Raw genomic sequence first — 25,355 nt, forward strand, 5'->3', positions numbered from 1 at the left:
CCCGCTTGGTTTATTTTTCCCTTCTTGTTATTTTTGCTGTCAAGTCGTCAAACAGGGTATAGACAACCGGAATCAGTAATAGCGTAAAAATACTGGAAACACCCAGGCCGAAAATGATTGTTACGGCAAGTGGCTGTTGTATTTCCGCCCCTTCACCCAATGCCATGGCAAGTGGAACCATTCCAAAGATCGTTGTTAAAGTGGTCATGAGGATTGGCCGCATCCTGCTCGGACCTGCCTGGATAATGGCATCGTAGCGTTCAATCCCTTTTCGCCTCAGGATATTGATATAGTCAACAAACACGATCGAGTTGTTGACGACAATACCGGCAAGCATGATAATCCCGATAAATGCCGGGATACTTAATGACAGGCCTGTTACCAGCAATCCGATCACAATTCCGATTACCGTGGCAGGTATGGAGAACATAATAATAAATGGAAACAGGAAATTCTCAAATTGGACTGCCATCACCGCATAAACAAGAAAAATCGAAAACACGAGCGCCATGGCTAAATCCGAAAAGGAATCCGCCATATCCTCAGCCTGACCGCCAATATCGTAACTATAGCCGTCAGGAAAATTCATGTCACCCAGACGCGTTTCAATATCTTTTACAATACTTGCCAAATCACGATCAACGATATCACTGGTGACATTGATTTGCGGTTGCTGATTTTCCCGATTTAATGTTGCCGGCCCTTGTACCTCCTCAAAGGCTGCCACCTCTTCCAATGGGATTGTCTCTCCCTGTGGTGTTTGGATGGTCATATTCTCCAGATCACTAATTGTGCTGTTTTCTTCTTCCGGATACATGAGTGTAACATCCATCTCATGGCCTTCCTCACGATATTTGGTAGCCATCTGACCGGTAAACAACATCTGGATCTGACCGGAGATTTGTTCTTGCGTTAAACCATACATGGCAGCTTTTTCTTTATCAATGGTAACGGTTTGCTGTGGAACTCCTTCCGATGCCGATGATTCCGGATTATAAACACCTTTTATATTGGAAATTTCGTCGACCACCCGATCGCCAAGTTTGCTTAGTTCTTCATGTTCCGGACCTTTCAGTTGAATTTGCACCGGATTGCCCATACCGACACCACTATCCATCGCACTTACCTTAATATCTGCACCAGCAATGTCCTGCAAGTCACCATTAATCTTTTGCACAATCGCTGTGGTTGTTTGTTCACGCTCAGATGCTGGGACAAGCTGCATATTAAAGGTTGCTACGTTTCCTTGTGCCGCAAGACCCAATTCACCATTGCCAATCTCGGCATAATCAGTTTCCATCAGATCATCATAGCTTTTTAACCGGTCATTGATCTTATCAACTATTCCTTCTGTATAGTCAAGTGAACTACCCTCTGGCGCCTCCACCTGAATTTGGATTTGCCCTTCGTCTGATGACGGAATGAATTCTGCTCCAATAAATGGAATCAGACATAAACTGGCAATGATTGCTGCGAGTGTGCCAAAAATGGTCGATTTCCGATGCCCGAGCACCCATTTCAACACACCGACATACGCATTGTTCACACGTTTTAGCACACGATCAAACCAATACCGCCGTCCGTTGTCCTCCATTGCCTTTGATAATAATTTCGACGACAGCATCGGCACTAGCGTAACCGCAGCAATTAGTGATGCAATCAAGGAAAACGATACAGTCAGTGCAAGTGGTGTAAACAAATCGGATGCAATACCCTTCACATAAATCATTGGCAAAAACACCACTACAGTAGTCGTTGTTGAAGCAATAACAGCAGGTGCCATTTCGGAAGCCCCTTTTGTTGCGGACTCAAATAAACTATAGCCACGCTGCCGATATGTAAAAATATGTTCCAAAATAACAATCGAGCTGTCGACCATCATTCCAAGCCCGAGCGCTAACCCGCCTAGTGTCAATACATTCAACGTCTCACCGGTAAAATACATTAACGCAAAGGTGGTAATAATCGCAATCGGAATCGAAATACCAATAACAATCGTTGCCCGAATGCTTTTTAAGAATAAGAGTAACACCAGGATGGAAATAATCCCGCCTAGCAAAATATTTTGGACAACAGAGTTAATCGATAGTTTAATAAAGTCAGATGTATCAATAAGGACATTTAAATCAACGCCATCAGGCAGCTGGTTTTTGATCTCATCCATGCTGTCTCTGATATTATCAGCAACATCTACTGTGTTTGCATCGGTTTTCTTCATAAAGGATAACACAACAGATGGCTCGCCATTGACAAGTGTTTTTGTTCCCTGTGCTTTAAATGTATCTTTGATTTTAGCAACATCGCCAACATGAATTTTCGTGCCGTTTTCGGTCTGAACAATCGTTTGATCAATATCCTCAAGTGAGTCAAATTCGCCGGTTATACGGATTTGCAAGTCCTGATTTCCTTTATCAACGGAACCTGCTGAGGTGGATTGATTGGTGCCATTCAATGCTTGCACGAGGGTATCCGCGGTAATCCCATACTGCTGCATTTTAGCCTGATCCAGAACGAGCTGGATTTCTCGCTCCTTGCCACCTTCTACAGAGACTGACGCAACGCCGCCTTGTCGTTCAAAATATGGAGTCAGTTGTTCATCAGCAACATCAGTCAGATTTGCTGCATCTTCCCCGGTGAGGCCGACCCACATGACTGGCATTTGTTCCGGGTTAAAGCGGAGGACACTTGGATCACCAGCATCATCTGGCAGTGCTCCCTTTACCTGATCAATTTTTTCCCGGACATCGATTAAAGCCTGATCCAAATCGGTGCCGTTTTTAAACATCATCATCACCAGTGAAGAACCAGATTGGGATTGTGTCTGCACGGTTTCAATACCTTCAATGGAACTAACCGATGACTCAATCGGGCGACTTACCAGATTCTCAACTTCTTGTGGCGCAGCATCTTCATATGTGGTCGCAACTACGGCAATGGGGAGATCGATTTTCGGGAACAAATCCACCACGAGATTCCGCATCGATACGAAACCCAATGCGAGAATCGCCAATACGATCATGATTACCCCAACCGGTCGTTTGACAGAGGTGTTGACTAGTTTCACGATGGATTCCCCGCTTTCACCACATTAACCTTACTGCCATCCGCAAGTGTTTGCTGACCGCTTGTTACTACTTTATCGCCCTTTTTCACATTACCTTTAACCGCTGATTCATCCGATTGTGTTTCTTTCACGGTTATTTCTGTTTTTTTAACCGTATCATGATTTACGATGTATACAAATGATTGATCATTCTCCTTCACAATCGCTGCAGTTGGTACAATCAGCGCATCTTTTACTTTTTTGACAGGCAAGTAAAGTTTTGCCACCTCACCGGGTATCAACTTTTCCTTATCATTATCAAAAGTTGCCTCTATTGGGTATAATCCTGTATCATTTGGCATTTTATCAATGGACGAAATGGTTGCCTTTACTTCCTTCCCATTGATAACCGCTTTATGTTCGTCATCCTTGGTGAATAAATCCATTTCATCAGCTGTGGCATCAACTTTAATTTTCAATGAATCCAAATCGGCAATCACTGCTAACGGATCAGAATTCGATACCACTGATCCTTCATCGGCAGACAAGCTGGTGACAATGCCGTCATTTGGTGCATAAATATGGTTGTCACCGGAAAGAATAGCGATTAAATCATCTTTTTCGACTTCATCACCATTCTCCACTTTAAGCGTCTTTATTTCCCCAGGCGTTTCAACCATAATCGGTGTGGACGAGTCCGGAGCGGTACGGCCATAAACCGTCTTTTCCGTTACCAAATCACCCTGCTCAACCTTGGCAGTTTCCACAGGCGTAACCGATTCTGCTTTCTTTTCCTTTGCATCATCGTCTGAACTGCATGCTCCAAGTAAACCAACAAACATCAATACTACCAATGATAAAAATAGTCTGCGCATCTATGTAACTCCTCTTTTGGGACAGGTCCACCCGTGTTCTAATATTTCATCCATTCTCATCATACATGGATTCAATTACTTGAAGCAAGTATTATTTTCAAAAAAAAGAAAGTATAAAAGTTGCACTTTATTCTGTTAAACCAGGATAAACCACGTCCAGCTCAGCACCTGACAAGTAGCTAATCGGGCACTTCTGCCTTTATTCTTTTTCTAATCTTGGTCAATGGAAGAAAGGATGGTTCATTTGCGCAATAACATGACTCGTCCTTTTAAATTGCATATCAATTGCACTTACTGAAGCATTAACATAGAGGCCTGATCCGTCATGAAAGGCAATAAATGTTTTATCGTCCCGCTGTTCGTAATCGTATATATGGTAATACGAAATCCACACGCAATCACTGTTTTTAATGGAAGCCGTTGGTAACATGTACACATCTTTATGCGGCGCTACCGGTATAGGAAGCTTGCTGCGGGTTTTTAAAATTTTCCCTGCTGCATTTCGTCTCCCTATTAATGTAGAACCGTTAATTTCACAGCTATGATCAATTATGCACTGTGGTTTATATATGGATGTTCTTTTTCGCCCTGTTTCCAGGATTAAAGAATGATAATAACTGGAACCCTTTGTAATAATGGCTTTGGTTTTTGGTGTTATGACATAAATCGGTGAAGGTGATTTCACCGTCCTCCCCCCTCCTATCATTATGAGACTATTATACTATTTTCATAATAATATTCAAACTAAAGTAACATTTATTTAAATAATATTTACCAAGATTAGCACTTTGTTCCTATTCGTTTGTTACCTTGAAAATAAAAATACGGACAGTACATTCCGTTTTGCTATTCCTGTGCTGGAAAAGAAAAACGAAGGAACTGTCCGCTATCATACATTTTTTAGTTTCACTTTATCGCAAACATAATTTCTGCTTCACAGGCAAGTTCACCATCGACTGTTGCTATTCCTTTGCCTTTACCGATTGGTCCCTTTAACCTGAGAATCTCAACCTCTAATTTCAATTGATCCCCTGGCTTGACTTGCCGCTTAAACCGGCATTTATCTACACCTGCCAAGAATCCAATTTTCCCCTTATTCTCTTCCTTGCCCAACATAGTAATCGCACCAACTTGGGCAAGCGCCTCAATAATCAAGACGCCAGGCATAACCGGATAATCGGGAAAATGCCCTTGAAAGAACGGTTCATTGATTGATACATTTTTGATTCCGGCTACCCGTTTACCCTCATCTACCTCCGTAATTTTATCCACCAATAAAAACGGATAGCGATGGGGGAGAGTTTCTTTTATTTCCTTTGTGTCCATGTAACATTCGCTCCTTTTTAATGGTTCAAAAAGAGGACAATCCATCTTTTGAACAAACATTTTTTCCTTTCGTTTCTACATTATAACAAATAGAATGGTAAATCGTCGGGATCATTGTCACCCGGGTTTTGACCACAACGTTCCAAGAAGTATGTTTTTGCCTTTCATACTGGCTCCAAATCGCGAATAGATCGTAAAAAAATCGGGAATGTTAACGATGAGGAGAGTGATACGATGCTTTGGACAATCTTTATCATCCTGATCGTGCTGTGGTTACTCGGATTAATCTTTAAAGTTGCCGGTGGTCTTGTCCATATTTTACTCATTATTGCCATTATTGTATTGATCATACGACTGGTGACGGGCGGAAAAAAGCAAAACTAACTCCCAAAACAGCCACATTCGTCCAAATAGGTCAGGCGTAAAATAGTTCATACGAAAAGCATGGCCCGTATTCACAACCATGCTTTTTTAATCACTTTTCTTGCTTTACAATATCTATAATATGCTGCCATGTGCTTTTATGCAACGCATCAAGCGGATGGCCATCACCTATGCCCCCATATCCGATCATTAAACCGATCATCAGCGCTACCAAAGAAAGCCCGAGGACGACAATGATTCGCAGCCAAATGGGAAAAATACGTCGTCTCGGCTTTTTATGTTGCCGTTTTTGCTGCTTTTTTAATTGTTTAAATTGCTCGCGGGTTTGCACTTTACCAGTTTCATCTGATTCCGGAATCGGTGCTGGTGCGGCCGCCTGTTTTTTACGTGTTTTCCTTGTTTGTGTATCAGGCTTGTCAGGTTGAACCGCCACACCTTGTTTTGCTTTCGCTCTTTGTTGCTTGGCATATTTTATTTTTTCTTTCCATACTTGCCACCACTTTTTCAGGTATTTCATGAGCAAGTGCGCAAATTCTCTTAATTTCCAGGAAGTCTTTTTTGCCAGTTCCTTCAAAAAGACATATAATTTGCTAAGTAATTTCTTTGTCCTTATTAACAATTCCTGCAAAATATCACGAAATTTGACAAGCATTGGCTTAGCTTTTTCTGTCGCTTGTTTCAGTACACGCTGCAACCAGTTCAACACTTGCTTTCCTTTTTGTTGCGTGCGTTCTAAAAAGTTCTTGTTTGGTTCAGGCTTTTTCTGTTGATTCGGATTAGTGGACATGGCGGTTCTCCTTACTTCCTGCTACATGGTGCTTCATCGCAGTACGGAAAATCTATAATCGGTTTAAAGAGGAAGTTCAAAAAGTCCGGTAAAAATGACATGCCCCTGCAAAAGGGGTATGCCGACGCCTGAGCGCAAGCCCGTTTTTAGTCGGCCTTCATTTGAAGAACTCGTCGGCTTGCTTTACCGCTCCTCATGTACCTTCTATGTACACTCCGGTGCTCAAAGCTACGCCGCCTAGAACTTCTCGGTCCTTTTTATCCTCCTTTTGAACACGCACTTAAAAGTATATAAAACTACTATAGTGATTTTTGTACCTTTTTGTCAACAAGTCAAAAAGTACTAGCTTACTATTTCCGTTCCAGCGCTGACCAAAGTTTTTGGAAACAAATTACCTGAGTTGGTTAACTCGGTCCAGTTTTCCCAATGACCGGATACCCATCCTTTGTCGTCAACATAACCATATTCTCGCCTTCGATTGGGCGAAGATAAAATGATTGTCCAATTGAATTTTCCCGGTTTCCGTAACTGTCATATCTATTTCGTCAGGATGAATCGGATTTCCCGTACGATCATGGCACATCAAACAATTTTCCGGCGTTCAATTTTATCAATGTTTTCCAGCATAGCCCCTGTCCCTTTGGCAACGCAATTCTTTGGTTCTTCGGAAATAAATACAGGAACCTTTAATTCCTCTGCCAATAATTGGTCAATACCGTGAATTAATGCCCCTCCTCCTGTTAGAATGACACCACGGTCGATAATGTCAGCGGACAATTCTGGTGGTGTTTGTTCCAGGATAGATTTGGCAGCTTGGGTAATTAGATTTGCCGATTCACGGAGTGCGCCTTCGATTTCATCAGAATAAACGGTAATCGTCTTTGGCAAACCGGTTACCATGTCACGTCCGCGAATATCCATTTCCTCTTTGCGCGAGTCCTTGAAAATGGTCGCTACATTAATTTTAATTTCCTCCGCGGTACGTTCTCCAATTAACAATTTATATTTTTTCTTTATGTATTGAAGTATTTCCCCATCAAATTTATCACCAGCCATTTTAATCGATTTCGCCGTAACAATATCACCCATTGACAGGATTGCAATATCGGTTGTACCGCCACCAATATCAACAACCATATTGCCACTCGGTTGAAAAATTTCCATGCCGGCCCCAATCGCTGCGACCTTTGGCTCCTCTTCCAAATACACCTTTTTACCGCCGGATTTTTCCGCTGCTTCCCTTATCGCCTTTTGCTCGACCTTGGTAATATTCGTAGGGCAGCAAATCAGCATACGAGGTTTTGCCAAAAATCCTTTCACATTAATTCTATCAATAAAATGTTTTAACATTGCTTCCGTCACATCAAAATCCGCAATAACCCCATCTTTCAACGGGCGGGTAGCTTCAATATTTCCCGGTGTACGTCCAACCATTCTGCGTGCAGCCTCGCCTACTTCCAGCACACGACCAGTATTACGATTCATAGCAACAACAGAAGGTTCATCCAAGACAATCCCCTTCCCCTTTAAATGAATTAAAACATTGGCTGTCCCAAGATCAATTCCAATATCCCTGGATAACATGAGTCAAGATCCTCCTTGCTTTTAAATCCGTGTTCACAAAGTTGCCGAATGAGAAGCAAGCCAGCGAAGAGATTCACTGCTCATCATTTGCCGACTTTTTGAACAACCTTTATTACTATGGCATCAGTCAGAGGACATAATGCTGCTAATTTTATATTTTAACATAGATTACATGAATAAACTGCCCCAAAACAGAAAATAGTTAGGAAGATTTACCCAGAAAATGGGAAGAGTTTAGGACTGCCGTAAAAATGCACATCATAAGGAAAAAATTGATCGGTTCAGGAACAATATCGATCGTGCACACGTGAAAGTTGATCGTATGCTCATGAAAGTTGATCGAGAATGCATAAAAGTCGATCGGTCCGGACAAAAAGTTGATCGAGAACTGATGAAAGTCGATCGATATACACCCCCGGGAGCAAACAACAAATACCGGAAAATCCACACGTTCATTGGATTTTCCGGTATCAGGTGAAAATAATTTTCATTTTAATTTGCGATCATCACCCCCTTAGCGGTCATCCTGCTCATCCAACCGGTTCAATGGTTGTTGCACTTTCCGGTTCATCTTTATACTTCTTTCTGGTTGCCTCACCTCCGCGAAGATGGCGGATGGATTTATGGTATTCGAGTATATCTTTTACCTGATTTGCTAGTTCCGGATGTATTTCTGGCAGTCTTTCCGTTAAATCTTTGTGAACTGTACTTTTGGATACACCAAATTCCTTTGCTATCATACGGACAGTTTTCCTCGTCTCAACGACATATTTCCCTATCCTGATAGTCCTTTCCTTGATGTAATCGTGCACACCGTTCGCCTCCCTAAGTTGTCTGTTTCCGAGGTGTGTATCTGAGACAAGGTGGTCAAGAAATTAGACTACGTATCAACTAGAAATGTTTGATTGTGAGCGATGTCTCTTAAAATTCCAATATTCAAAAAACACAGGACATAGCTATCCTGAAAATGGTATGCTGGTCTATTATCGATATATATGAAAATGAACTCGAGTTTAGAAGGAATGTATGTATTAGTGGTTGACAAATTGGTTTGACATGCTACACAAGCTCTCACCTCAGACATCATTTGATTGCTTGGTTTGTAACATTTTATTATTGCTCTTCGTGGATTATGATTAAAATTACGCGTTTCATGGAAGGGGACAAACAGTATTTTTGTTAGTGGTGAATTACAGCTACTGAAAAGCAGTATGTGGAAACGTAAAATACTTAACGCAGAGATAGGTCTCTTGCCGTAATTCACCACATGAAGGAGCAACCAATTACAAAAGATAACTACTCGTTAATCAATATCACCATACCCTGGGTCATGTGCAATCACATCTCCGGAATGAGCGCCCATTCCTGCAGTCAACACAATTCCGAATGACATGACAACCGCAAGAGCAAGTAAACGTACCTTTTTCATGTAAATCCCTCCCTTCTTCATTTTTCGTTACAAGCATAAGATGTGGAAAAATTATGGTAAAAGCAGGGTAAGTACCCCACTCACATCACTTCATTTCATGTCCGCCAAATCATTTAGTGGCAGTCTGGAGAAGAAATAATCACTTCTTTTTTCAATGAATTGATTGTATGATTGAAGCAGTATATTTTTATCTTGTTTGGCAGCTCCCAAATAATACAGTTTAAAGGGGCTGTCTATTGGCACTTCATTTAAAAGTTTAATTGCTTGGTCATAATTGCCTTTTGCTATTTCAATATGGGCTTGCTCACTTTTGTCATCGCTTACAATACCATCCACCTGTTTAAAATGTGCCGACAAGAATGGTATGTTTTGCTGGTGTATAGCACGAAGACTATCTTGATAATGATATTTCTCTGCTAATTTTGAAGCTTTATTCAAATGATACATACCTTGGAAATAAGTATCGAATGTGTACGTGAGTCCCAAGTTGATATGCATGTTTACGATTGTTTGATTATTGGTTGTTTCATTGAGTACCCGAAATGCATACTTCCTGGCCATAATTAACTCGTTTCTTGTCCAATAATAAATAAACAAGTTTTGATAGAGTCTTAAATTAAAATAAAATAACAACTGAACATCTTCTACCGCATCAAACAAATCGGACAGCTTATCAAGGAAATTCCCAAACTTGCCAAATTCCCGCAGATCAAAATGACAGGCTAATTTCAGCAGTTCAATGACACATTGCAACTCGGGGTCATCCGTCTTATAAAAGGATAGATGCTCCGCTAATGCTCGTGAGTACTGACCAGATTGTCGTTTTCGATTCACAACCAGCTGATATATTTCTGCCCATTCCCGGTTGGAAGCATTGCTGGATTCCCGATTTTTATTGACCAGTAATTGTAGATCATTTATATAGCCGTTTGTATATAGAAACTCCATTCCTTTTTTCTTAATTTCATCGGATGTCGATTGCAAACAAAATTGCCGCATTAATTGTAAGGCAGTCTCATTGTTATGTTCCCGAAACAACATGAGCTGGACCTGCCCCAACGATAATTTGTTTTCATCGGGAATGGATGATAGAGAGTTTGCTGCCATGCCAGTCTTGGAGTACTTCACTCTGGGCTCTCCCTTCTTCTGCGTACTAAGTGCTTGGATTCAAGTTAATTAATTATCGCGACACATTTCGTCAAACACTAGCAATATGTGACATCTATTTTCATAATAACATAATTTCGTCAAATGAAAAGCATAATCGTTCGACAATTTTCGCACTTTTAACAATTGTAAATATTTGGCAACTCCATGTCTGATCAAAAAAAATAAACCCTAGCAACATTTACTAGGGTACAGGTTCATTCAAGTTATGCATTTTTGGATGTATTCGCTGATTTGGATGCATCTCCGTTAGAAGTTCCATCTTGTTCATCTGATTCAGAATCCTTGTTCTCGTCTGGAGTTGTTTGATCCGGGTTCTCCTTATCTGCATCTGCTCCATCACTATTTTCATCTGAACCGGATTGATCGGAATCATCTGCATTGCTGTTATCATCGGATTCATCCGTTGCATCGGAATCTGATTGATTTTCATCATCACCAGTAGTCACTGACTCATCTTCCTTGTTGGCGTCATCCGCTTTTGAATCTTCTTTGGATTTTGATTCCTCTGCACTTGCTTCATCAGTTTTTACACTGTCAAGCTTGCTTACTGGCTGATTAAAGAATTCTTCCGGGTTGAGCGCTTTTTCATCTTTTCTCAACTCAAAGTGGACGTGTACTTCTTTGTCCTTATTAAATAGATTTTTGCCACCTGTCCCGATAACATCACCTTGCTTCACCTTGTCGTTTGCTTTAACATTTACTTCTCCAAGGCTTGCATAGTACGTTGTGACGCCTTTTTGATGAGATAATTCGACAACGTTACCCAAGAGTGGATCTTCTTTTACCTCTTTAACAGTACCACTTAGTGCAGCTGTAACATCGAATTTTTCAGTGTCCGGGGATGCAATATCGATACCAGTACTTTGATAGTATCGGTTATTGTAATGGACTAAGGCTTCCTCCTGATCCTTATCATCCGCGTTGTAATCGAAAAATTTAGTTACGATTTCTGCTTGATCTGCTTTAACAGGCATTTTGATCTGTTCTTGCTGGTTTGCTACTGGCTTGGCTTCCTGGTCATAAGAACCATCAGCGTAATCCTCAACCTGACTATCATCCGACTCTTTAACTTGGTTATCCAGATTTTGATACCATATAACTGCTGTAAGGAGAATAGCAGCAATTACCAGGTATAATGCTGGAAAGAACCACTTCTTACGAAAAATGCGGCTCCATTTATTTTTTGGAGCATTGTTTTCTTCTTTCATGATCATCACCTCAACAACCATTCTGATCAGAAAAAAGAAAAACTATACATGCTTTGCAAAAAAATTTGCGATATTATGCATTTTTTACGAAATATCAGAGAAACTAAGAAGTTTAATGACGAATCTATGGTTTTATCAGGGGTTTTAGCTAGCGAAAAGGGATTTCTTTCATACAGTATGAACATTTCTGCGTCATTTTAAAAAAATAACCTCCCAGCCTGACAAACGGCATATGTCAGGGGAGGTTATATGAATATATGGCTTACCCATTCTATCAATAAGCGATCCTATTTATTTTGCTACCAGTGTTGGGGCTGTTTCGGTTACTTCACTAATTTTAACTCCTTTATAATAGTGTTTAACAATATCCTTATAATCTTTTCCAGCCTTAGCCATCCCGTTTGCCCCATATTGACTCATACCAATGCCATGACCAAACCCTTTGGTGGTAAATATTAAATGACCATTTTTATGTTTGATGGAAAAGTCGCTGGAGCGCAAATTGAATTTTTCCCGAATTTCTTTTCCTGTAAATGTTTTTCCATCAATGGTTAATGTACCGACACGGTTTCCATCTGTTCTCGATACATCTGCCTCCAAATCACCCGGAATTTGTACACCAAGTTCTTGTTCGGCCTTATCTACGGCGACCACCTGTTGATCCAAAAACTTCGGTGAATCCTTATCCCACGGACTTTTCACGCTGCGTAAATAAGGTAGCTTATTTTCCCAATAATCCTCCGAGTTTTCCGTATAGCCATTACTTGTTGAAAAGAACGCCGGAAAAATTGGATTATTATCGTACGTCAGGATTTCTCCCTTTGTGGCGGCAACTGCCTTGTTTATCTTTTGCATATTCTTATCATAATCTTTCCCCCACTTCTTCTGGAGTTCTGCATCATTGCTGTATACCTGATTATCTGTCGTATCGGTGATAGCAGGTTCATCTTTTTTATCTTGATTCAGCAGCAGGTCGACCACATAGGTCCGGGCAGCGAGCGACTGCGCTTTTAATGCTTCCATTTCAAAATCAACAGGCATTTCCGAAGCTACCACTCTCGATACATATGTTTCTAGGGGTACATCTTCTACCTTATTCGAACTCGCCCGCATCACTTCAACAGAAAAAGGAGAATCCCCTGCAGTCAATTCAACTGGTTTTTGATTATCTGAAGAAGGATTTTCCGATTTTTTTTCAGCCTTTTTCGTGCTTATATGGGCCTGGTCATGATCTTGATCAGGTAATGCAATTAAGGTAGGGATAATCAGGATAATAACAACTAAGCTGGCTAGAAAAACGATTCCCGGAACCTTCCAGGTAGAAGATTTTCCCGGAATTGGTTTGCCTAATTTGTTTGGTTTTCCCTGCTTGATCCTGGAAAAATGCGACATCCGCTTGGAAGGAAATTTCGGTTTCTTCTTTTCCCACGCTTTTGGCATTGGATTTGTTTTGTAATGGTATTTGCGATTATTCATCTGCCGCCTCCTCGTATGAGAATTAATATGCTGCTTTTTGACTGTAACTATTCCTGTTATCGTGATGACATTCCGAGAAGTACATTCTAGAGGATGTTCAAAAAGTCCGGTAAAAATGACACTTCGAATTTCGTCGTTGGCTTGCTTTTCCGCTCCTCATGTACCTTTTATGTACACTCCGGTGCTCAAAGCTACGCCGCCTAGAACTTCTCGGTCTTTTTATCCTCCTTTTGAACACGCACTCTAGTATCCCCACTACTAAACTTATACATATTTCCAAAGCAATAGAACCGAAAATTTTATCTTGAAATATAGGGACACCTCCAGATCACTAAGAAAATAAGCGGATAGAGGTACATGCTGTCCAACTTTAAAAACATGTATCTTAGTATTACCCAGTGGGGTATTGCCGTAAAAGATAATGCTCTCTTTTTTAAAGATTTCATAAAAGGAACGCTTGTTTGCACTCACGAAATATGCTATACTATCTTTAGATAAACTCCTTGGTTAAGTACCCATAAAACATAAAGGATGTGTTTCCTCTGGCAATTATCCGAGTTCCACATAAACAACCTGCTAATGCACCACTTATCGTAAGAGAAAACCCTAATGACTACGCAAAGAAAAACAAGAAAATGCATAAAAACACCCGCCCGGAGTTACTCAAACGCATAGCACTGGAAAGACTAATGGATTTAAAGGTAGACTACGCCTTTAAGCAACTTTTTGGAAATGAAAAGAATAAAACAATTACCGTCGTTTTCTTAAATGCTATTTTACAAAAAACAGGACGAAAGCCGATTAAGGATATTTCGTTTACAGACATCGAAATTGGTGGTGAATATGAAGAAGATAAGCAATCGAGACTGGATTTGATAGTAGTTACAGATGATAATGAACAGATTAATGTAGAGGTTCAATTTACGAATGAACACAACATGATTAAGCGTTCATTGTTCTATTGGTCAAGGTTATATACACTATCGCAGCAAAAGAGTATGGATTATAAAGAATTACGCCCTGTCATAACGATCAATATCTTGAATTTTGATTTGTTCTCACAAACGAAGCATTTCCATAAGACATACCATTTGTACGAAGACAAGGATGTATTCCAGTTGACAGATGTAATGGAAATCCATTTTATTGAAATGGGCAAATTAATCAAGACGTGGAAAAACAACGAACTCAACCCTTGGAGTGATTTGTTGGCAAGGTGGCTTTTGATGTTGGGAATGGTGGATCAACGTAACAAAAAAGTCTACGATGAAATTTACCATGAACTGGAGGCGATTGCTGTGAACGACAAAACACTGAGAGATGCTTTTCACAATTGGGAAGAATTAAGTATGACACAGGAGCAACGGTTAGCGTATGAATCCAGACTAAAAGTGATTTTGGATCAAGAGGATCGGGAGAATAGGAAGCAAGAGCTGGAAGAATTGGAGAAAAAAGCAGCCGAAAATCAAAAGAAATTAACACAACTGAAACAGGAAGTTGAGCAAAAAGAGCAAGAGGTTGAACTAAAGGAGCAAGAGGTTGAACTAAAGGAGGAAGAAATCAATCGAAAAGCACAAGAGACCGAACGGAAAAATCAACGGGCGGAGCAAAGACTCGAGGAAACTGCCCGGAAACTCTTGGACAAAGGAATGGATATTAAATTTATTGCGGAGGCTACTAATCTTTCCTGGGATAAAATTGTTGAAATAAGTAAGGGTTTAAAAGAATAATGTCTTTTGTTTTCCCTACTGATTTGCTGCTATAACCCCAACAATAGCGGGCGCGCATTAATGCTGTTTGAAAAGCCGGCTTGCTTCAGATGCAAGAAGATGCTACCATCAAAGATATAGCTGAAAATAAGAATAACTATGAATTCGTGGAGCTTGACCCGGCGCAAATTCCCCGACAGCTAGGTGAACTTGATGCAGCAGCGATCAACACCAATTTTGCAATCGATGCCGGCCTGTCTCCAGCTGAAGATACGATTTTCCGGGAAGGATCTGATTCCGCACTCCTTTGTTTATTTAAACCTAACCGAAATTAAGCCTAAAATTAATCAAAGACCTCTTCTCTGTTACCAAGAAGAATGTTTGTTTCACTCCTCGGATTTACTTCCCGAGGCCAGCAGATGGGGTCAAACCACAAGCAATCTTTGCCTGTTTAAAATCCCACCACACTGTATACATAGGGGATTCCACACCTATATAGCCTGCGCGAGGCAATCGCTTTTTGGCTTTCTTTCCGATATTAACTGCACTGTTGATATCTCTCGAAAGCGTTGTACCGCAGTTTACACATGTAAAGTTGCGAATGGATGGGTCCTTTTTCTCCTGATGACCACAGACACAACAGGTTTTGGTTGTGTCACGTTCATCGATCTTTTGATAATATTTACCGCTTTTTGCCTGCACCCAGTTTAATATACGGCGAAACTGTCCAACTGGAGTTTGATTTAACATGGCCCTTCTCATCGTCCCGTACTTTGCCACATCGGGAGTCGGAGTATAATCACCAATGTAAATGGTATCGAAACGCTTGGAAAAATAATGCGCATAGCTAAATAACAGCGTCTTCATTTGTTCTCGACGTTTTAATTGCGCCTTTTCCAAAGCATGATTGAGTCTCTTCCAACGTTTGCTTGGCTCCAAATACGTAACATTTGGGGTGCATACCAGCTTATTAAACTTTTCACATTTGTCCCGTTTTGATTTGATTTCATCGATTCGTTTATCCCAATACTTCAACAGTGCATTCATCGATTTCAATTCATATGATTTTCCATCACTATCTAATCCTACTGCCAAATTCTTATGGTTGGGATCAAATACAATAAACGATTGTTCCTTCACCTTGGTGATTTCTTTGACATCTTCTATTGTAAAAATGGCATAATACGAATCCAGATCCTTTGTAATGCGGAGGGTTTTGATTCTCTCCGTTTCGCTTAGTTCTACCGCTTCCACAAGTCCAACTTTGATTTTGATGGTCTTCTTAGCCTGTTCATCTATTTTCCTTAATTCCTTGTATTCTTCATCTGTTAATTTGCCAAAACTTAAGGAAAGTTGATTGGCGTCCAATAATTTAAAACCTTTTTTTGGTTCATCATAATATAGCGAAAACCACTTCCTTTTCCATGAACGATATTTTGGTTTCTCATTCATTAATTTTGGATCAAAAAATCGTTCATAGGCATCTTTTAACCGTAATGCCGTATTTTTCAATGGGGAGGAATGGACTTTAAACAAAAATGGGTTTTCCCCTTTTATTTTCGGTACTTCATTCCTCAGGTTTCTGCCGGAAAGCAGTTTTTTCTTTTTTCCATTGCGATAATCTTCCTCCACCGCGTCCAGCAATTGATTGTACAGCCAGTTGCACATTCTGGATTGAGAATCGAGTAACTGCTTGTTTTCCTTTGTAACCACCAACCGTACCTTTTTATTATACGTAAGCATGGCCGTTGTCCTCAATGACCTGTTTCACCGCTTGTTGCAGTTTCTTTCGCTTGTGACTTCTGATTCCATACAAGCGGCTGCTGAAGACAGTAATAATGGAAAGCATACCACTTCCCAGATCTTTTATAATACGAAACTGATATCCATTTGCCGAACAATACTGTGAAACGGTATGGACCTGCCTTTTTAACTCTTCCTTTTGGTCCGATGATGAGACGTGGTAATACCCAATAACAATTTTGTCTTGAAGTGGTTTCAAATCACGCTTGATAGCACTAAGGTCTTCTACAGCATATCTTCTATGGCCACCGGTGGTTCGAGAGGATGTTATCTTCCCCTCTTTTTCCCACCTTCTTAATGTAGTGGGATGAACACCAAGTATGCTGGATGCTTCATCGATGGTATACATGTTAGCGATCCTCCTTATTTTTCTACATAACAAAGTTCGACATAAAATGCGAGAATCCTGCTAAAAAGTAATTAATTTTAAATAATTTAGAATAAACTGTTTTGGAACCCTATTGCTAACCTGATTGCCGTTCGAAAGGAAAACAAAGATAATGAAGCCCTCAAAAAAATCATCGATCTGTATCAATCCGATGAAATAAAAGAATTCGTTGAGGAAAACTTCGACGGATCTGCCATCCCTGCTTGGTAAGAGCAGGGGGTAGCTCCTCTGCTCCAGTTTCGGGCGTGACAAAGGGATGGTTCATTTGTCTCGCCCGAAAGATAGCTTTATTTAAGCAGATTGTTTTGCGTTGTTGCAGCCTACTGATTAGTTTTCTCACTTACCCAATCGATTTTACTTCTTGCTCAATCAACTTTCCTTTATTCAAGCTATCCGCTTCTCACTAATTACTCATGCCTTAGGATTTACATTTATTGCCGGGACGCGTTGCCTGTCACTCTGTCCCACCTCTGTGTAAAGATGGCAGGCAACATAGTGATGTTGTTCGATTTCTTGCCAGGTTGGTTTTTGGTGGGCGCAGATGTCCATTGCCATGGGGCAGCGGGTGCGGAACACGCAGCCGCTTGGCGGGTTGATGGGACTGGGCAGTTCTCCTTGTAAAATAATTCGCTCCCGGCTTTCCTCAATATCAGGATCCGGTATCGGTATGGCCGACAATAATGCTTGTGTATAAGGATGCAGCGGGTTTTCGTAAAGGGTATCACTTGTTGTTAATTCCACCATATTCCCCAGATACATCACACCAATTCGATCGGAAATTTGCTTCACCATCGATAAATCATGGGCAATAAATAAGAACGTTAACCCCTTGGTCTGTTGCAATTCCTTCAATAAATTCACAACCTGAGCCTGCACGGATACATCAAGGGCCGAGATCGGTTCATCGGCAATAATAAATTCCGGATCCAATGCCAATGCCCGGGCAATCCCAATCCGTTGCCGCTGCCCGCCGCTGAATTCATGTGGATAACGGTTGGCATGATCACGATTCAAACCCACCTCTTCCAATAGTTCATAGATTCGTTTTAGCTGTTCCTTCCTACGCGAAAATATACCATGGACTTCCAATGGCTCGGCGATCACTTCCCTGACCGTTGAGCGCGGATTTAATGAAGCATACGGATCTTGAAAAATCATTTGCATCTGTCGGTAAAAATGAAACTTTTCCTTACCGTCCAACTCATGTACATTTTTTCCATCATAAACCACATCACCAGCCGTTTTTTCATAGAGTCCCATGATAGTACGCCCAATCGTTGACTTCCCACAACCTGATTCACCAACCAACCCAAACGTTTCCCCTCTATTAACATGGAAGCTAACATCATTGACGGCCTTTAGTAGCTGACCTTTTCCCATATCAAAGTATTTCTTTAGCTGATTCACCTGCAAAATTTTATCAACCATCATCATCCGCTCCTTGCCAATATCGTCTGGCTGCGCATAGCTCCCGTTTATAAAACGTACCTTCAAGTTTAATCATTTCAATTGATTTACCTGTTTTTGGTGCGTGAATCATGCTGCCGTCACCGCAATACATACCGACATGATGGATTCTGCCCGCTCCATCTTTATGTGCAAAAAATAGTAAATCACCCGGTAATAATCGATCAAAAGGAATCGGCACTCCTTGTTTTGCCTGATCTCCGGCATCCCGTGGTATTTGGTATCCGTTCGCTTGATGCATCACATAAGTAAATCCTGAACAATCAAAACCAAACGCACTCATACCACCCCAAAAGTATTCCAACCCAATAAATTGCTCTGCCGTTTCAATGAGCTTATTTCCGGGTTGCTTCCTTGGCCCCTTCGCAGTTAAAAATTTGCTGACCGACGCCTTTGGCAAAAACAATAAACCATGGGGTGCCACCACTTCGACCCGATCACCATGATCACGTTTTAACGGCAGCCTGGTTTGATAGCTGATTTTTAACACACGCTCTCCAGACATCTTTTCCAACCAGGCGAATTTATCGGTAACTGTAATCATCCATTTGCTTGACCAATCCTGAACTGATACTTTTTTCAGCTGCTGGAATGGAACCCACCCGGGATAGCCACGTTCATCCTTATGCGATGGTTGGGTTGGAATAACAATATGGCACCAACCATCCCGCTCATCGATTACCATCACTTTTTCTCCATACAACAGCTGCGTTTGCACCCGATTTTCATCACATAAAGCTACCTTTCTTAAATAATTCTGGCTGGCAATCCATTGATCGATATCAGTCGGGTTACTTATTGCCGGTTGATCTATCTCCCTTGCAGACTCTGGATTTGTCCAGACCGTTGCAACCTGAACCGCTGTCACCCAACATTGATCTGAAGTTTGATCAAACAACTGCTTGGCACCCCCTCTACTTTACCCCTGGCTCGATGATCAAGGTTTTCGTATACGTTGATAGTGTCGCATATACACCAAATGGTACAGCAAAATTCGGTGTGCAATGACCAATTTGAAAGCCGGCCATCACCGGACAAGATAATTCGCTGAAATACTGTTGGAAGACATCGTCTAACCGAAATGAAGGCTTTTCACTTTTTGACTTGGAGAGAGCGAAATCCCCGATCAATAACCCTGCCAAATGATCCAGTTTACCAGCCATTTTTAACTGATTTAGCATGCCATCAACTCGGTATGGCTCCTCACCAATATCCTCGATCAATAACAACTTATTGGCAGTTTCAATTTCAAACTGTGTCCCCAGCGTACTAATTAATAATGATAGATTTCCACCGACCAATTCACCACCAGCTTCCCCTGATACATAAACGTGCAGTGGTGATAATGTGCCCGAATAACAAAGTTTGGCAGGTGCAAACAGCTGCTGAAACAGGTTTGCAGATAATGTATCAAATGTATCCTTGGCAATATCTGATGCCACCATCGGGCCATGAAAAGTAACGAGTCCCGTTACCTGTCTAATCGCTGTATGCAGGAATGTGATATCGCTATATCCCCAAAAAACTTTCGGATTGTGCTGAATCAAGTCATAGTCCAAATTGGCTGCCAATCTGCCTGTTCCATAGCCACCTCGCGCACAAAAAATAGCTTTTACGGCTGGATCCGCAAACATCATATGGATATCAGCCATGCGCTCCTCATCTGTCCCGGCCAAATACCCATATACCTGATGCACATAGTTGCCTAATTTAACGTTTAGTCCCATCTTCTCAAAAAAAGGTATCCCGCAGTTTAATTCATGCTCATTGATTGGGCCGGCTGGTGCGATGATTCCAATCGTATCCCCCTGCTGCAGACGCTCCGGCTGTATCATGATAAAACCTCTTTCCCTTTACAATTATGTATAGAAAGATGCGGCCCACCTAAACTTTAAGCGGGCCATTTCTTTCATGATCCGGGAGATGCGCTTTCCCGAATTCGTACAGTACGCTCCCATTATCGTGATACGTCCCCGAATCCAGGATACGCTCCAATCTACTTTTACTGCTTATCCGCCCATTTCAATTCCAAATACCCAACCGGATGGCGAACAATGTCGGAAATGTTATCTTTGTAAATGTACACTTGATTATAGTAGTGAATTGGAAAAAACGGCATTTCATCGGCCAACATTTTTTCCGCCTCATACATCTCATCCCAACGTTTCTGCTCATCCTTTTCTGATCTCGCCTGTTTGATTAGTTCATCATACTTCTTATTTGACCATCCTGTCCGGTTCATCGTCGAATCGGTAATAAAGCTTTCCAGGAAATTGATAGGGTCACCATAATCAAATAGGAACGAACTCTGTGATAGTTGATGCTTTAAGGCCTTTTGATCATCTAAAAATACGTTCCACTCGGCATTTTCCAAGGTGACATCAACACCCAGATTGTCACTGAACATATTTTGCAAGGTTTCCGCAATTGCTTTATGATTCTCATTTGTACTGTATGATAATGTAACAGGAGGCAATTCATCATAGTCTTCTTCCTCCATGCCCTCTTTCAACAGTTCCTTGGCTTTATCCGGATTAAATTTTACCAGATCTCCATTCGCCTCTCGAAAATCGGCACCGGATGGATCCTTAAATCCTGGTGAAACAAATGCATGGGCCGCTTCTTCCTTATTTTTCGTCACAAAATCAACAATGTCATCCTGATTGACGGCCATCGCAAATGCTTTACGGATTTTTTCATTTTGGAATGGCTCCTCGTTAACGTTAAACCGATAGAAATAAAGCCCTGCCTGATCTTCAATGACCACATCATCGCCTTCAATCAGCTGCTCAGCCATATCAGATGGGATCTCTGTCATATCCAGCTCATCGCTTTGGAACATTTGATATTCTGTGTTTGTTTCTGGAACCATTGCCCAATCAACTTTATCCAGCTTCACGGTATCTTTATCCCAGTATTGATCATTTTTCACCATTTCAATTTTTTTGTCATGATTCCACTTCTCCATTTTGAACGGACCATTGGCTACAAATGAATCTGCTTCCCCATACCATTTCGGATCATCTTTGGCGACCTCCTCATTGACTGGGAAAAACGCCGGGTTGGAAATGATATTCAGGAAAAACCCAGTTGGTGCTGTCAGTGTAACCTCCAAAGTCTTATCATCTTTGGCAGTCACTTTGACATCATCTGCACTGCCATCTCCATTATTAAATTCCTCCCCGCCTTCAATAAAATAACCTAAAAAGGCCGCTGGTGAACCGGTCTCTGGATCAAGCAACTGTTTCCAGGCAAATTCAAAATCACCGGCTGTTACCGGATCCCCATTCGACCAGTTGGCATCATCACGAATGTGGAAAGTGTATGTTTTTTGATCATCAGATATATCCCAGTTTTCAGCCATCGCCGCTTCTGGTTCATTATCCTTTCCCAGCCGTGTCATGCCTTCCATCAAATTGTTCAAGACATTCCATGACACTGCGTCAAAGCCCTCTGGCGGGTTTAATGATGTCGGTTCCTCTCCGTTATTCATGAGCAATACTTTTTCTTCTGTCTGCGCCGTGCCCCCACCACCACTGTCGTCATCTTTGTCCTTGCCAGCATCTTCATTGGCTGTACACGCAACCAAAACAGTCAGCAATAACGCGAATAACCCTGCTAAAAAGCCCTTCTTCATGAACCTTTCCCCCTTTGAATTATGGGTAATCCCCTTTATTTTGTGGCCGCTTGAGCCAACAGCTGTTTAGCCCTCTCATCTTGCAGCCAGCAGTCCACATGGTGGGTAGCTGACAGCTTCGATTGAAACGGATAAACTTTATTACACACCTCCATCGCCATTGGACATCGCGCTGTAAACGGACATCCTTGAGGAGGTGAGAATAAATCAGGTGGTGTACCATCAATCGGGGTTAAATTTGCCCCTTTTAAATCGAGCCTTGGCACCGATTGAAGCAGTCCTCTTGTATAAGGGTGCTGCGGCTGATAAAAGATTTCCCGCTTGGTGCCGACTTCAATAATTTTACCGGCATACATGACAGCAATCCGATCCGCGATTTTGGCAACAACCCCCAAGTCATGCGTAATTAAAATAATCGAAACCCCTGTCCGGCTCTGAATTTTTTCAAACAGTTCCAGTATTTGCGCCTGGATTGTGACATCAAGCGCGGTTGTCGGTTCATCTGCAATCAACAGCTCCGGCTCGCAGATCAGTGCCATGGCAATCACAATCCGTTGCCGCATTCCACCACTAAATTGATGCGGATATTGTTTCAAACGAACTTTCGGATTCGGTATCCCTACTAGCTCCATCATTTCCAGTGCTTTCTTTTTGGCATGTGTGTGTGAAATATCCTGGTGCTGCTTTAACCCTTCCATCAGCTGATTACCAATCGTTAATGTTGGATTAAGTGCGGTCATTGGATCTTGAAAAATCATGGATATATCAACACCACGAATTTTGCTTATTTCTTTATTCGATAACATTGTCAATTCCTGCCCGCGAAACATGATCGAACCGTCAGCTATTTTGCCCGGGGGATCAGGGATGAGCCGCATAATCGCATTCGTTGTCACACTTTTACCACAGCCAGACTCGCCAACAATAGCCAATGTTTCGCCTTTATACAAATCAAAGTTTACCCCGCGGACAGCCTTGACCGTACCACCATAGGTTGAAAAAGTCACATGCAGATTGTTCACTTCCAGAATTTTTTCCAATTCTATCCCCTACTTTCTTAGCTTCGGATCAAGCGCATCTTGCAAGCCATCGCCTAAAACATTAAAAGCAAACATCGTAAACGAGATGAAAAATGCCGGGAAAAATAATGTCCACCAATTACCTGAAAGGATGGCTCCTAATGCATCGTTTGCCATCGTTCCCCAGCTTGCATATGGCGATTGAATCCCCAGTCCCAGAAAACTGAGGAACGCCTCGGCAAAAATGGCACTAGGTACTGTTAAGGTCATTTGCACGATAATTGGTCCCATTGTATTAGGAAGCAAATTTTTATTGATGATCCGTCCCGTTTTTGTGCCAAACGATTTGGAGGCAAGCACAAATTCATAGTTTTTAATTTGCAGCACCTGCCCACGGACAATTCTAGCCATCCCGACCCAGCCGGTTACCGTCAGTGCCAGAATAATGGTTGTCAAACTGGGACCAATCACAACTAAAAATAAAATCACGACAAGCAGATATGGCAGTCCATATAACACTTCAATAATCCGCATCATGATATTATCCGCTCGCCCACCCTTGTAACCGGAAATCCCTCCGTAAACAACACCAATAAATAGATCTATCAGTGCTGCCATTAACCCAACAAATAAGGAAATCCTGGCTCCATACCATGTTCTGGTAAATACATCACGCCCTAATGAATCAGTACCAAACCAATGATCTGCGGTTGGCGGCATAAATTGCTCAGATAAGCTACCTTCTCTGACCGAGTAAGGGGACAACATCGGACCAATAATTGCCATAACAGTTAACAGAATTAAAAAAATGAGTCCGGTCATAGCCAGTTTATTTTTCACCAATCGTCGCCATGCATCTTGCCAATAAGATAACGAAGGCCTGGAAACCTTTTCGGCAGCATGTAAATCTTTTTCCTTCCAGTGAAACCACTCGTCTGGCACCTGTTTGTAAGGAGAATGGCTGGTTTGTTCTGATAATGGTTCCATCTCATTCTCCTCCTTTTTTGTGCAGCTTGATGCGTGGATCCAGCAGTCCATAAGCGATGTCAACAAGGAATAACATGAAGATCAGGAACGCACTATAGAACACAGTTGTCCCCATAATCACTGGATAATCACGCTGATTGATACTTTCCACAAAATATTTTCCCATTCCTGGTATAGCGAAGATCTTCTCAATCACAAAGGTACCGGTTAAAATACTGGCAAGCAATGTCCCCAATATGGTTACCACTGGCATCAGCGCATTTTTCAGTGCATGCTTGATGATAATTTTCCATGGACTAAGGCCTTTTGCCCGGGCCATTTTAATATAATCCTGCGTCAACACCTCCAGCATGGTCGACCGGGTTAACCTGGCAATAATCGCCATCGGCCCGGTTGCCAGTGCAATGATCGGCAGGACCATATGGGCAGGACTCGACCATGTTGCCGGGGGGAATAATTTAATGTTCACCGCCAATTCCTGAATCAGCAATGTTGCCAGTACAAAGTTGGGAATCGAGATACCTAAGACCGCAAAGCTCATGGCGGCATAATCAATCACTTTGTTATGTTTTAATGCTGCAAGAATTCCCAAGACAATTCCGGAAATCAGTGCGACAATGATCGTAGCAAATCCCAATTCAAAAGAAATCGGAAAGCCCCGCCCAAGCAAATCGTTCACAGTCTCAGTCGGCTGTTTGATAGAAGGACCAAAATCAAACGTGACAATTGACTTTAAATAGAGCACATACTGGATATAGTACGGTTTATCCAGATTATAATGCTTCTCCAGATTCGCCTGTACTGTCTCATTCGTTCCCCGCTCCTCATTAAAAGGCGAACCCGGGATGGTGACCATTAAGACAAAAGTCAGGGTAACGATGATCCAAATGGTAACAACCATCAGGAGGAACCGTTTTAAAATAAATCGTGCCATTTTGTCACCTCGCTATCATGTCTGCTATAATCTCTTAATTACTGCTACTGTCAAAAGTAGTGGAAAGGCTGAAAAAGGATATGTATTTTTAGGTTAAAAGCCCTTCGGTAAACGGTTTCAATAGTTTGA

24 protein-coding genes are annotated in these 25,355 nt (G+C 41.6%); 4 read left to right on the forward strand and 20 right to left on the reverse strand.

Annotated elements, in window-relative coordinates; genetic code table 11:
- Positions 1-10: 10 nt before the first annotated feature.
- The 4 genes from O2S85_RS16855 to fabZ all read right to left on the reverse strand — a co-directional run bounded on the left by O2S85_RS16855 (position 11) and on the right by fabZ (position 5,244).
- Complete coding sequence (locus O2S85_RS16855; protein WP_269410449.1) at positions 11-3,064, reverse strand: efflux RND transporter permease subunit; 3,054 nt, start codon at positions 3,062-3,064, stop codon at positions 11-13.
- Entirely contained in the window at positions 3,061-3,918 is an 858-nt protein-coding gene (locus tag O2S85_RS16860) for an efflux RND transporter periplasmic adaptor subunit (protein ID WP_269410450.1), read from the reverse strand. Before O2S85_RS16860 ends, O2S85_RS16855 begins: the two co-directional genes overlap by 4 nt.
- Before the next feature lie 220 nt (positions 3,919-4,138).
- Complete coding sequence (locus O2S85_RS16865; protein WP_269410451.1) at positions 4,139-4,603, reverse strand: competence protein ComK; 465 nt, start codon at positions 4,601-4,603, stop codon at positions 4,139-4,141.
- A 221-nt stretch (positions 4,604-4,824) separates the two neighbouring features.
- Positions 4,825-5,244, reverse strand: coding sequence for a 3-hydroxyacyl-ACP dehydratase FabZ (fabZ, locus tag O2S85_RS16870; RefSeq protein ID WP_269410452.1), 420 nt, complete (start codon positions 5,242-5,244; stop codon positions 4,825-4,827).
- 234 nt (positions 5,245-5,478) lie between these two features.
- Between fabZ and O2S85_RS16875 the strand changes: the two genes are divergently transcribed.
- Positions 5,479-5,628 carry a lmo0937 family membrane protein gene (locus O2S85_RS16875; RefSeq protein WP_269410453.1) on the forward strand — a complete coding sequence of 50 codons (150 nt, stop codon included), beginning with the start codon at positions 5,479-5,481 and terminating at the stop codon, positions 5,626-5,628.
- 91 nt (positions 5,629-5,719) lie between these two features.
- Here the strand turns inward: O2S85_RS16875 and O2S85_RS16880 are convergent, their stop codons facing one another.
- From O2S85_RS16880 to spoIID, 7 genes are all read right to left on the reverse strand, one after another.
- Positions 5,720-6,415 (reverse strand): DNA-directed RNA polymerase subunit beta, encoded by a 696-nt coding sequence (locus tag O2S85_RS16880; protein ID WP_269410454.1) that lies wholly within the window; start codon positions 6,413-6,415, stop codon positions 5,720-5,722.
- Positions 6,416-6,997: 582 nt separating this feature from the next.
- Positions 6,998-7,999, reverse strand: a complete 1,002-nt coding sequence (locus tag O2S85_RS16885) for a rod shape-determining protein (protein WP_269410455.1) — start codon at positions 7,997-7,999, stop codon at positions 6,998-7,000.
- A gap of 530 nt (positions 8,000-8,529) precedes the next feature.
- Positions 8,530-8,811, reverse strand: coding sequence for a sporulation transcriptional regulator SpoIIID (gene spoIIID, locus O2S85_RS16890; RefSeq protein ID WP_269410456.1), 282 nt, complete (start codon positions 8,809-8,811; stop codon positions 8,530-8,532).
- Positions 8,812-9,302: 491 nt separating this feature from the next.
- The gene (locus O2S85_RS16895; protein ID WP_269410457.1) at positions 9,303-9,428 is read right to left on the reverse strand and encodes a hypothetical protein; all 126 of its coding nucleotides are present in this window, start codon (positions 9,426-9,428) and stop codon (positions 9,303-9,305) included.
- A 90-nt stretch (positions 9,429-9,518) separates the two neighbouring features.
- Positions 9,519-10,556, reverse strand: coding sequence for an AimR family lysis-lysogeny pheromone receptor (locus O2S85_RS16900; RefSeq protein ID WP_269410458.1), 1,038 nt, complete (start codon positions 10,554-10,556; stop codon positions 9,519-9,521).
- Between the two features lie 245 nt (positions 10,557-10,801).
- The gene (spoIIQ, locus tag O2S85_RS16905) at positions 10,802-11,806 is read right to left on the reverse strand and encodes a stage II sporulation protein SpoIIQ (RefSeq protein ID WP_269410459.1); all 1,005 of its coding nucleotides are present in this window, start codon (positions 11,804-11,806) and stop codon (positions 10,802-10,804) included.
- A gap of 291 nt (positions 11,807-12,097) precedes the next feature.
- The gene (gene spoIID / locus O2S85_RS16910) at positions 12,098-13,282 is read right to left on the reverse strand and encodes a stage II sporulation protein D (RefSeq protein ID WP_269410460.1); all 1,185 of its coding nucleotides are present in this window, start codon (positions 13,280-13,282) and stop codon (positions 12,098-12,100) included.
- Positions 13,283-13,971: 689 nt separating this feature from the next.
- Between spoIID and O2S85_RS16915 the strand changes: the two genes are divergently transcribed.
- Together O2S85_RS16915 and O2S85_RS16920 are read left to right on the forward strand one after the other, a co-directional pair.
- Positions 13,972-15,012, forward strand: a complete 1,041-nt coding sequence (locus O2S85_RS16915) for an Rpn family recombination-promoting nuclease/putative transposase (RefSeq protein ID WP_269410461.1) — start codon at positions 13,972-13,974, stop codon at positions 15,010-15,012.
- An 89-nt stretch (positions 15,013-15,101) separates the two neighbouring features.
- Positions 15,102-15,326 carry a MetQ/NlpA family ABC transporter substrate-binding protein gene (locus O2S85_RS16920; protein WP_269412624.1) on the forward strand — a complete coding sequence of 75 codons (225 nt, stop codon included), beginning with the start codon at positions 15,102-15,104 and terminating at the stop codon, positions 15,324-15,326.
- Positions 15,327-15,390: 64 nt separating this feature from the next.
- Here O2S85_RS16920 and O2S85_RS16925 read toward each other — a convergent pair whose 3' ends face one another.
- The gene (locus tag O2S85_RS16925; RefSeq protein ID WP_269410462.1) at positions 15,391-16,734 is read right to left on the reverse strand and encodes an RNA-guided endonuclease InsQ/TnpB family protein; all 1,344 of its coding nucleotides are present in this window, start codon (positions 16,732-16,734) and stop codon (positions 15,391-15,393) included.
- Positions 16,721-17,143: a MerR family DNA-binding transcriptional regulator gene (locus O2S85_RS16930; RefSeq protein ID WP_269410463.1), complete on the reverse strand. Its 423-nt coding sequence runs from the start codon at positions 17,141-17,143 to the stop codon at positions 16,721-16,723. Before O2S85_RS16930 ends, O2S85_RS16925 begins: the two co-directional genes overlap by 14 nt.
- Before the next feature lie 111 nt (positions 17,144-17,254).
- Between O2S85_RS16930 and O2S85_RS16935 the strand changes: the two genes are divergently transcribed.
- Positions 17,255-17,392, forward strand: a complete 138-nt coding sequence (locus O2S85_RS16935) for a MetQ/NlpA family ABC transporter substrate-binding protein (protein ID WP_269412625.1) — start codon at positions 17,255-17,257, stop codon at positions 17,390-17,392.
- 201 nt (positions 17,393-17,593) lie between these two features.
- Here the strand turns inward: O2S85_RS16935 and O2S85_RS16940 are convergent, their stop codons facing one another.
- The 7 genes from O2S85_RS16940 to O2S85_RS16970 all read right to left on the reverse strand — a co-directional run bounded on the left by O2S85_RS16940 (position 17,594) and on the right by O2S85_RS16970 (position 25,226).
- Complete coding sequence (locus tag O2S85_RS16940; protein ID WP_269412626.1) at positions 17,594-18,610, reverse strand: ABC transporter ATP-binding protein; 1,017 nt, start codon at positions 18,608-18,610, stop codon at positions 17,594-17,596.
- Positions 18,603-19,547 carry a C40 family peptidase gene (locus O2S85_RS16945; RefSeq protein ID WP_269410464.1) on the reverse strand — a complete coding sequence of 315 codons (945 nt, stop codon included), beginning with the start codon at positions 19,545-19,547 and terminating at the stop codon, positions 18,603-18,605. The genes O2S85_RS16940 and O2S85_RS16945 overlap by 8 nt, the downstream gene beginning before the upstream one ends.
- 16 nt (positions 19,548-19,563) lie before the next feature.
- A complete protein-coding gene (locus O2S85_RS16950) occupies positions 19,564-20,484 on the reverse strand; it encodes a S66 peptidase family protein (RefSeq protein ID WP_269410465.1) in 921 nt (306 codons plus the stop codon).
- 167 nt (positions 20,485-20,651) lie between these two features.
- On the reverse strand, positions 20,652-22,286 hold the full coding sequence (locus O2S85_RS16955) for a peptide ABC transporter substrate-binding protein (RefSeq protein ID WP_269410466.1): 1,635 nt from the start codon (positions 22,284-22,286) through the stop codon (positions 20,652-20,654).
- Positions 22,287-22,321: 35 nt separating this feature from the next.
- Positions 22,322-23,326: an ABC transporter ATP-binding protein gene (locus O2S85_RS16960; RefSeq protein ID WP_269410467.1), complete on the reverse strand. Its 1,005-nt coding sequence runs from the start codon at positions 23,324-23,326 to the stop codon at positions 22,322-22,324.
- A gap of 9 nt (positions 23,327-23,335) precedes the next feature.
- A complete protein-coding gene (locus tag O2S85_RS16965; protein WP_269410468.1) occupies positions 23,336-24,292 on the reverse strand; it encodes an ABC transporter permease in 957 nt (318 codons plus the stop codon).
- A 1-nt stretch (position 24,293) separates the two neighbouring features.
- A complete protein-coding gene (locus O2S85_RS16970) occupies positions 24,294-25,226 on the reverse strand; it encodes an ABC transporter permease (protein WP_269410469.1) in 933 nt (310 codons plus the stop codon).
- Positions 25,227-25,355 lie beyond the last annotated feature (129 nt).

Origin of the sequence: Lentibacillus daqui, assembly GCF_027186265.1 — a bacterium.
Classification (GTDB): Bacteria; Bacillota; Bacilli; order Bacillales; family Amphibacillaceae; genus Lentibacillus_C; species Lentibacillus_C daqui.

Excerpts from the sequence above, each read along its gene's own strand:
- O2S85_RS16930 (WP_269410463.1), bottom strand. The coding sequence starts at position 17,143 with ATGTATACCATCGATGAAGCATCCAGCATACTTGGTGTTCATCCCACT.
- O2S85_RS16920 (WP_269412624.1), top strand. The coding sequence starts at position 15,102 with ATGCAAGAAGATGCTACCATCAAAGATATAGCTGAAAATAAGAATAAC.
- O2S85_RS16950 (WP_269410465.1), bottom strand. The coding sequence starts at position 20,484 with ATGATACAGCCGGAGCGTCTGCAGCAGGGGGATACGATTGGAATCATC.
- spoIID (WP_269410460.1), bottom strand. The coding sequence starts at position 13,282 with ATGAATAATCGCAAATACCATTACAAAACAAATCCAATGCCAAAAGCG.
- O2S85_RS16965 (WP_269410468.1), bottom strand. The coding sequence starts at position 24,292 with ATGGAACCATTATCAGAACAAACCAGCCATTCTCCTTACAAACAGGTG.
- O2S85_RS16880 (WP_269410454.1), bottom strand. The coding sequence starts at position 6,415 with ATGTCCACTAATCCGAATCAACAGAAAAAGCCTGAACCAAACAAGAAC.
- spoIIQ (WP_269410459.1), bottom strand. The coding sequence starts at position 11,806 with ATGAAAGAAGAAAACAATGCTCCAAAAAATAAATGGAGCCGCATTTTT.
- O2S85_RS16940 (WP_269412626.1), bottom strand. The coding sequence starts at position 18,610 with ATGGTTGATAAAATTTTGCAGGTGAATCAGCTAAAGAAATACTTTGAT.
- O2S85_RS16915 (WP_269410461.1), top strand. The coding sequence starts at position 13,972 with ATGGATTTAAAGGTAGACTACGCCTTTAAGCAACTTTTTGGAAATGAA.
- O2S85_RS16860 (WP_269410450.1), bottom strand. The coding sequence starts at position 3,918 with ATGCGCAGACTATTTTTATCATTGGTAGTATTGATGTTTGTTGGTTTA.
- O2S85_RS16885 (WP_269410455.1), bottom strand. The coding sequence starts at position 7,999 with ATGTTATCCAGGGATATTGGAATTGATCTTGGGACAGCCAATGTTTTA.
- O2S85_RS16895 (WP_269410457.1), bottom strand. The coding sequence starts at position 9,428 with ATGAAAAAGGTACGTTTACTTGCTCTTGCGGTTGTCATGTCATTCGGA.
- O2S85_RS16955 (WP_269410466.1), bottom strand. The coding sequence starts at position 22,286 with ATGAAGAAGGGCTTTTTAGCAGGGTTATTCGCGTTATTGCTGACTGTT.
- O2S85_RS16970 (WP_269410469.1), bottom strand. The coding sequence starts at position 25,226 with ATGGCACGATTTATTTTAAAACGGTTCCTCCTGATGGTTGTTACCATT.
- O2S85_RS16925 (WP_269410462.1), bottom strand. The coding sequence starts at position 16,734 with ATGCTTACGTATAATAAAAAGGTACGGTTGGTGGTTACAAAGGAAAAC.
- O2S85_RS16875 (WP_269410453.1), top strand. The coding sequence starts at position 5,479 with ATGCTTTGGACAATCTTTATCATCCTGATCGTGCTGTGGTTACTCGGA.
- fabZ (WP_269410452.1), bottom strand. The coding sequence starts at position 5,244 with ATGGACACAAAGGAAATAAAAGAAACTCTCCCCCATCGCTATCCGTTT.